This is a genomic window from Marinilabilia salmonicolor (genome assembly GCF_003003035.1).
Taxonomy (GTDB): Bacteria; Bacteroidota; Bacteroidia; order Bacteroidales; family Marinilabiliaceae; genus Marinilabilia; species Marinilabilia salmonicolor_A.
This window is the reverse complement of the sequence record NZ_PVTS01000025.1, coordinates 24,825-31,587: the sequence shown is the minus strand read 5'-3', so window position 1 is coordinate 31,587 and position 6,763 is coordinate 24,825. Positions and strand designations below refer to the sequence as shown.

Sequence of the window (6,763 nt, the reverse complement as noted above, 5' to 3'; positions counted from 1 at the left end):
TACTTACACAGAAACTTTACTCTTAAACGAGGAACAAAAAAGACTTGCAGATCTCTTTGGATTTTAATTTGGGTGTCCCAGTGCGGAACTCAGGAAATAGTTATATTTGATTGTTTACAACTATGACCTGTGCATTCAGCAGACTATGAACACCATTGCATTTATAGATATTGAAACCGATGTCCGAACCGGTAAAATTCTTGATGTAGGATATGTTGATGGTAAAAGATGATAAGTTGGAGTATGATGGTGCCAATAATCACCCCGATAAGGCAAAGGTAAATTTTGTGGTTTGGTGGAAGAAGGAGGAGGACACAAAAGAGATTAAGATATTGTTGCCTCAGATTCGTTTTAAAAATAGTAAATCCGGAACCATTCCCGCCGGTTAATAACGGGTGTTCCGGATTTTCATTCTCACAGTTTAGGTATCTACGGTATTTTATTAGTTCTATTAATAACCCGGAAGTTCATGGGAATCAATCCCTGTATGCTTCCGGGAGTTCCGAGTTCAAAACCTCTAACATTAATGAACTGGTTTTTATTTATAGATTTCTTCTGTACTTTTTTAAGCGGTTGAGTTCTGGTGGGGTATCATTTCATATAATTCAAAAATCTCTTTCTTAGCCGGATAACCTGAACTCAGAACCCAAAACTCACAACTCTTATTCCCCGCTTTTCCCATAGTTTGGAAGCACTCTTGCACTGGGATCATTCACATCACAGTTTTCCCAGGTTTTATTGGGCATCCAGAAATCTTTAATCAGACCGGCACGACCCGGAAAATGACTTTCAAAAATATCCCGGTACATCAACGATTCTTTAGATATGGGGGTGGCAAAAGTATATTTTGCTCTTGCTCGTTGAAGATCCTCGTCGCTGTAAAGTTTTTCGGCGTAGCCTTTCAGATAATCCACAGAGCTGTGTCCAACGGCGTCAGAGAAGGCGGCCTTTTCCCGATAAAGAATATCGTGAGGTAGTAAGTCTCCTTCAAACGCTTTGCGCAGCAGGTATTTGCCAATGCCCGTATAGTTCATCTTTTTTTCGGGTTGAATAGCCATTACATACCTGACAAAATCCAGGTCTCCAAACGGGACACGCGCTTCCAGGCCATTTGATGAAATGCAACGGTCGGCCCGGAGAACGTCATACATATATATTTCCTTCAATCGTTTCTCGGCTTCTTGCTGAAATGCCTCTGGCGTTGGAGCAAAATCGGTGTATTTGTAACCGAAAATCTCATCACTTATTTCACCGGTCATCAAGACCTTAATGTCTGTATTTTCGTGTATGTACTTGCTCACCAAATACATCCCCATAGAAGCCCTGATGGTGGTGATGTCCCAGGTTTCGGTGTTGTAGATCAAAGTGCTCAGTGTGTCAAAGATATCCTGACGCGAAAAAAGCACTTCTGTATGGTCGGCACCAATATAATCAGCTACCTGACGGGCATATTTGGTATCGATGGGGCCATCTTCAATACCGACAGCAAAGGTGCGGATAGGTTTGTCTGTCATACGGGCTGCCAAAGCACATACCAAACTTGAGTCAAGTCCTCCACTTAGCAAAAAACCCAGAGGCGCGTCACTATCCATGCGCTTTTCCACCGCACGTGTCAGTCGATGGTTGATCTCTTTAAAAATGGAGTCCTGTTCATCATCATGGAACTGATCTACTTTGGCAATGTCGCAATAGCTGATGAAATCTTTTCCATCATAGCAATAACCCGGAGGAAATGGATGTATTTCTTCACAGATGTGATGGAGTGCTTTCATTTCGCTGGCAAACAGCATTTCTTTTTCGGGAGTGAATCCATAAAACAATGGGCGAATCCCAATTGGATCACGTGCTGCCATATATTTATTTTTTTTCTCATCGTATATGACGCAGGCAAATTCGGCGTCCAAAGACTGAGCCATCCCGATTATTCCCTTTTCAAGATAAAGGGGGATCATAACTTCACAATCACTCGAGGATTGAAAGTCAAAAGTTCCTTCGAAGCTTTTCCGAATTTCCCTAAAGTTGTAAACTTCTCCGTTGCATACCAACTTAATGTGCTTGTATTCCAGGGGTTGATTACCATTATTGGAGAGATCCATTATTTTCAGTCTATGAAAGCCTATCCAACCATTATTGCCCAGGTCTTTCATGATGGTATTGTCGGGCCCGCGATATTGCAAGCTCCTGAAGTCATGGGCCATCTGCAATCTCAGCATCTGGTCATCTCCGGTGTAAACAGCAAATCCACACATGGTAATCGGTTTTAATTGTTCCTGTAATTAATTGTAATTATTTCAAGAGCAAAAGTAATGAATTAAAACAAAATACCAACAAAAAGATTATAAAATGATAGAAAAATGATTCAAAAAGTTACGAATAGGTTGGTTCTGTGTGTTTTTTGTCACAAAAAAAGGAGATACACTTTTTAGTGCATCTCCTTACTTATGGTTTCTTTTGCTCCCTGCATGAATTAGCTATGAGCCAAGATCTGCGAGCTGGTGTCTTTTCTACAAATTAATCTCCCTGTCTCTGAATCCCAGCAAATAGAGAATGGCATCCAGGCCGATGGTGGAAATGGCATGTTTGGCGGAGGCTTTTACTTTGGGTTTTGCATGAAAAGCAATTCCCAGTCCGGCTTCGCGTAACATAGGCAGGTCATTGGAACCATCACCCACAGCAATAACCTGAGCCATATGAATATCTTCCTTGAAAGCTATAAGTTTAAGGAGTTCTGCCTTTTTTTGCCCATTAATTATGTCCCCTTTATGTTTACCCGTCAGTTTGCCGTTTTCTATCTCCAACTCATTGGCAAATACATAATCAATGTTTAGTTTGTTTTTCAGGTAATGTCCAAAATAGGTAAAACCACCGGAGATAATTGCCGTGCGGTAACCGTATTTTTTCAGCACCTGAAACAACCTCTCGGCCCCTTCCGTCAGAGGAAGCGATTCCGCCACTTCCTTCATTACCGATTCATCCAGTCCCTTCAGTAGCGCCACCCTTTGCCTGAAACTTTCATCAAAGTCAATTTCGCCACGCATAGCAGACTCGGTGATTGCGCTTACCTCCTCAAATACTCCGGCTTTACGGGCCAGTTCATCAATTACCTCTGCCTGAATGAGGGTGGAGTCCATGTCGAAGCAAACGAGACGCCGGTTGCGACGATAGATGTTGTCTTCCTGAAATGCGATGTCCACCCCGCTTGTTCCCGCAATTTCGATAAAGCGGGTTTTCATTTTCTCAATATCATCGGGTGTGCCGCGAACAGAAAATTCGACAACCGATTTTACCTTTCCCAGTGAGTCATCCAATGGGATTCGTCCGCTCAGACGTGAAATGATGTCAATATTAAGGTTTTGATCCACGATCTCCTTGGTCACTGCTGCCAGTTGACGGGCAGTTAATTTGGGCGAAAGCAGGGTAATAATGTAGCGTTCTTTTCCCTGACGATCTACCCAGTCCTTGTATTGTTCTTCGGTAATGGGGGTGAATTTGACATTCAACCCTATTTCATATGCTTTGAACAGAAGATCTTTTAATATTGGAGAGGACTCCGATTTTGCCGGGACTTCAAACAGAATTCCCAATCCTAAATCCTGATGGATAACCGCCTGACCTATATCCAGGATGTTGACATTGTAATGGGCCAAAACGTCGGTGAGTGCTGATGTAAGACCGGGCTTGTCCTCACCGCTGATGTTTACTAAAATGACTTCTCTCTTGTGACTCACAGTCCTTCTTTATTGATTTTATATCCAATTTTGAGGCAAAGATACAGTTCACTTTGCTGAAATCTGAATTTTGTCATGAAAAAATGGATAAATGGTCGTTTTTTCCGTGGTGGAGGTTATTTGTACACTTATTAAAGATAATTTGTAGCCCCTCGATGTGGGTTACGATGTGTAAAATTGTATCAGAATTTAAGTTGCAAGAACAAAATTAGAGTTTTATGAAGCTTAACTGGATTTTTCTGTGGGTTGGTTTTATGGTTGTTTCTGGCACATTTGCTCAGGATTTTATTGTGGCTGGAGATGGTTCCGGTGATTTTAAAACAGTTCAGGAAGCCATCAATGCGGTTCCTGATTTCAGGAAACAACGCACAACTATTTTCATCAAGAACGGTGTTTACAAAGAAAAACTGGTGCTTCCCGCTTCAAAAAACAATGTGACTTTTATTGGAGAAGATAAGCTTAAGACCATTATTACCAATGATGATTATGCTTCAAAATTGAATCAATTTGGCGAGCAGATGGGCACTACCGGCTCTTCGGGGTTCTTTGTCTTTGGAAATGACTTTACCGCCCGCAATATTACCTTTGAAAATTCCGCAGGAGCTGTTGGACAGGCGGTGGCTGTTCGGGTGGACGGTGATCGAATTGTATTTGAAAACTGCAGATTTCTTGGTCATCAGGATACGCTCTATCCACATGGGAAGAACAGTCGGCAGTATTACAAAAACTGCTACATTGAAGGCACTGTGGATTTTATTTTTGGCTGGTCAACCGCGGTTTTCGATGAGTGTGAGATATTCTGCAAAGACCATGGATACATTACTGCAGCCTCAACAGATGAAGAGACTGAATATGGGTTTGTTTTCATAAATTGTCGAATAACAGGTGATGCCCCTGAAAAATCATTTTACCTGGGACGCCCCTGGCGTCCTTATGCAAAGACCGTTTTTGTGAATTGTTTTCTGGATAAACACATCAAGCCTGAGGGATGGCACAATTGGGGCAGTGAAGACAAAGAGAAAACGGCTTATTATGCCGAATATAAATCTCAAGGTCCGGGAGCAGCTCTCACGGATCGTGTGTCCTGGTCTCATCAGCTAACCGATGATGAAGCGAAGAAATATACTCCGGAAAATATACTCCGTGGGGAGGACAACTGGGATTTTAGGGCCCCCAAAATCCCCCCGGGGGGACTTTGAGTTTCGTGTTTCGTATTTCCGGGATTTGATGCTGGCTGTTGAATTGTTTTGAATATGGATTAATGGGTGTAACATCACAAACTTTAGTAAGGAGTTATGAGCTAACAGTCTCTTTACCAAACTTCAGTCTTTAACATCCAGCTTCAAGTCCTAATTCTGAACATTTTTAGTGTTTAAGTAATATAAAGAATTAAACAAAGTCTAATGAACAAATTACTCCAATCACTGGCACTTCTGATGGTCGCTTTTCCCATTGTCCAAGCTCAGAACGGGCCAGTTTCAGAAGTGTGGGTCGCTGATCAGGGTGACGGAACCTACAAAAATCCTATCATTCACGCCGATTATTCCGATCCCGATGTTTGTCGTGTGGGGGATGATTACTATATGACGGCTTCGAGTTTTAACTGTGTGCCCGGATTGCCCATTTTGTATTCCAAAGACCTTGTAAACTGGGAATTGATAGGACATGCTTTACCCATTCAATATCCTGAGGTGCATTTCTCAGACCCTCAGCATGGAAATGGTGTATGGGCTCCTTCTTTTAGGTTTCATGATGGTGAATTCTACATATATTATGGTGATCCAGATTTCGGTATTTATATGCTTAAAGCGAAAAATCCACAAGGACCATGGAGTAAGCCTCATTTGGTGAAAGCCGGGAAAGGACTTATCGATTCCAGTCCGCTCTGGGATGATGATGGTCGGGCTTATTTGACGCACGCTTTTGCCGGGAGTCGTGCCGGACTAAAATCGGTGTTGATTGTGCAGGAGATGACACCTGATGGAAAGAGCCTAATCGGAGAACCCGTGATGGTTTTCGATGGTCATGGCGACAATCCTACTGTAGAAGGGGCTAAGTTTTACAAACATGATGGTTACTATTACATTTTTGCTCCTGCAGGAGGGGTTACGCAAGGATGGCAAATGGCGTTGAGATCAAAAAGTCCTTTCGGTCCGTATGAAGTTAAGCGGGTTCTTGAGAAGGGATCAACAGATATCAATGGCCCTCATCAAGGTGGCTGGGTAGAGACACAAAAAGGAGAGTACTGGTTTTTGCATTTTCAGGATAAGGGAGCTTATGGGCGCATCGTTCATATGCAGCCCATGGGTTGGAAAGATGGATGGCCTTTGATGGGCGAGGATTTTGATGGCAATGGTGTTGGCGAACCGGTGCTGACACATAAAAAGCCTGATGTCGATACCGAATGGAGGATTGTAACACCCCCGGATAGTGATGAATTTAATGGACATACCACCGGGGTGCAATGGCAATGGCATGCCAATCCTAAACTGAAATATGGTTTTCCTTCCGGTAATCTGGGGTTTTATCGGCTCAACTGCCGTCCACGGCCCCAAGGAGCTCAAAACCTGTGGGCTGTGCCCAATATGCTGTTGCAAAAATTTCCTGCTGATGAATTTATGGCCACTACCAAACTTACGTTTAATCATCGGTTCGATGGTGAAGAACTTGGATTTATTGTGATGGGTGACTCTTACCAGTATATTTCTCTGATGCAAAAAGAGGGACAATTGATGGCCCGGGTGGTTCGTTGTAATGGAGCCCGAAAAGGGGGTGAAGAAGAAGTCTTGTTCGAAGAGGAAGTGAAGAACAATACTATTTACCTGCGTATTGAAGTTAATAATGAGGCTGCGTGTTCTTTTAGTTTTAGTGAGAATGGCAGTCGATTTAAAACTGTGGGAGAAACCTTTCAGGCTGTTGAAGGTCGTTGGATTGGTGCTAAGATCGGCTACTTTGCCCTGCGCGACGGGATGATCAATGATGCGGGAAATGCGGATATCGACTGGTTCAGAGTGGAGCCAATAGAGTGAAAGGGT

At 42.9% G+C, this 6,763-nt stretch carries 5 protein-coding genes; 3 read left to right on the top strand and 2 right to left on the bottom strand.

Annotated features, from left to right (window positions below):
* Positions 1-212: 212 nt before the first annotated feature.
* Positions 213-389 carry a hypothetical protein gene (locus tag BY457_RS19100; RefSeq protein WP_181256489.1) on the top strand — a complete coding sequence of 59 codons (177 nt, stop codon included), beginning with the start codon at positions 213-215 and terminating at the stop codon, positions 387-389.
* Positions 390-662: 273 nt separating this feature from the next.
* On the opposite strand, the gene asnB is transcribed toward BY457_RS19100, so the two are convergent.
* Both asnB and serB read right to left on the bottom strand, forming a co-directional pair.
* Entirely contained in the window at positions 663-2,249 is a 1,587-nt protein-coding gene (gene asnB, locus BY457_RS17850) for an asparagine synthase B (RefSeq protein ID WP_106154695.1), read from the bottom strand.
* Positions 2,250-2,504: 255 nt separating this feature from the next.
* Positions 2,505-3,728 carry a phosphoserine phosphatase SerB gene (gene serB, locus BY457_RS17845; RefSeq protein WP_106154694.1) on the bottom strand — a complete coding sequence of 408 codons (1,224 nt, stop codon included), beginning with the start codon at positions 3,726-3,728 and terminating at the stop codon, positions 2,505-2,507.
* Positions 3,729-3,946: 218 nt separating this feature from the next.
* Here serB and BY457_RS17840 point away from each other — a divergent pair, with 218 nt between their 5' ends.
* Both BY457_RS17840 and BY457_RS17835 read left to right on the top strand, forming a co-directional pair.
* Positions 3,947-4,927: a pectinesterase family protein gene (locus BY457_RS17840; RefSeq protein ID WP_106154693.1), complete on the top strand. Its 981-nt coding sequence runs from the start codon at positions 3,947-3,949 to the stop codon at positions 4,925-4,927.
* A gap of 204 nt (positions 4,928-5,131) precedes the next feature.
* The gene (locus BY457_RS17835) at positions 5,132-6,757 is read left to right on the top strand and encodes a glycoside hydrolase family 43 protein (RefSeq protein ID WP_106154692.1); all 1,626 of its coding nucleotides are present in this window, start codon (positions 5,132-5,134) and stop codon (positions 6,755-6,757) included.
* Positions 6,758-6,763 lie beyond the last annotated feature (6 nt).

Excerpts from the sequence above, each read along its gene's own strand:
- BY457_RS19100 (WP_181256489.1), top strand. The coding sequence starts at position 213 with ATGTTGATGGTAAAAGATGATAAGTTGGAGTATGATGGTGCCAATAAT.
- asnB (WP_106154695.1), bottom strand. The coding sequence starts at position 2,249 with ATGTGTGGATTTGCTGTTTACACCGGAGATGACCAGATGCTGAGATTG.
- BY457_RS17840 (WP_106154693.1), top strand. The coding sequence starts at position 3,947 with ATGAAGCTTAACTGGATTTTTCTGTGGGTTGGTTTTATGGTTGTTTCT.
- BY457_RS17835 (WP_106154692.1), top strand. The coding sequence starts at position 5,132 with ATGAACAAATTACTCCAATCACTGGCACTTCTGATGGTCGCTTTTCCC.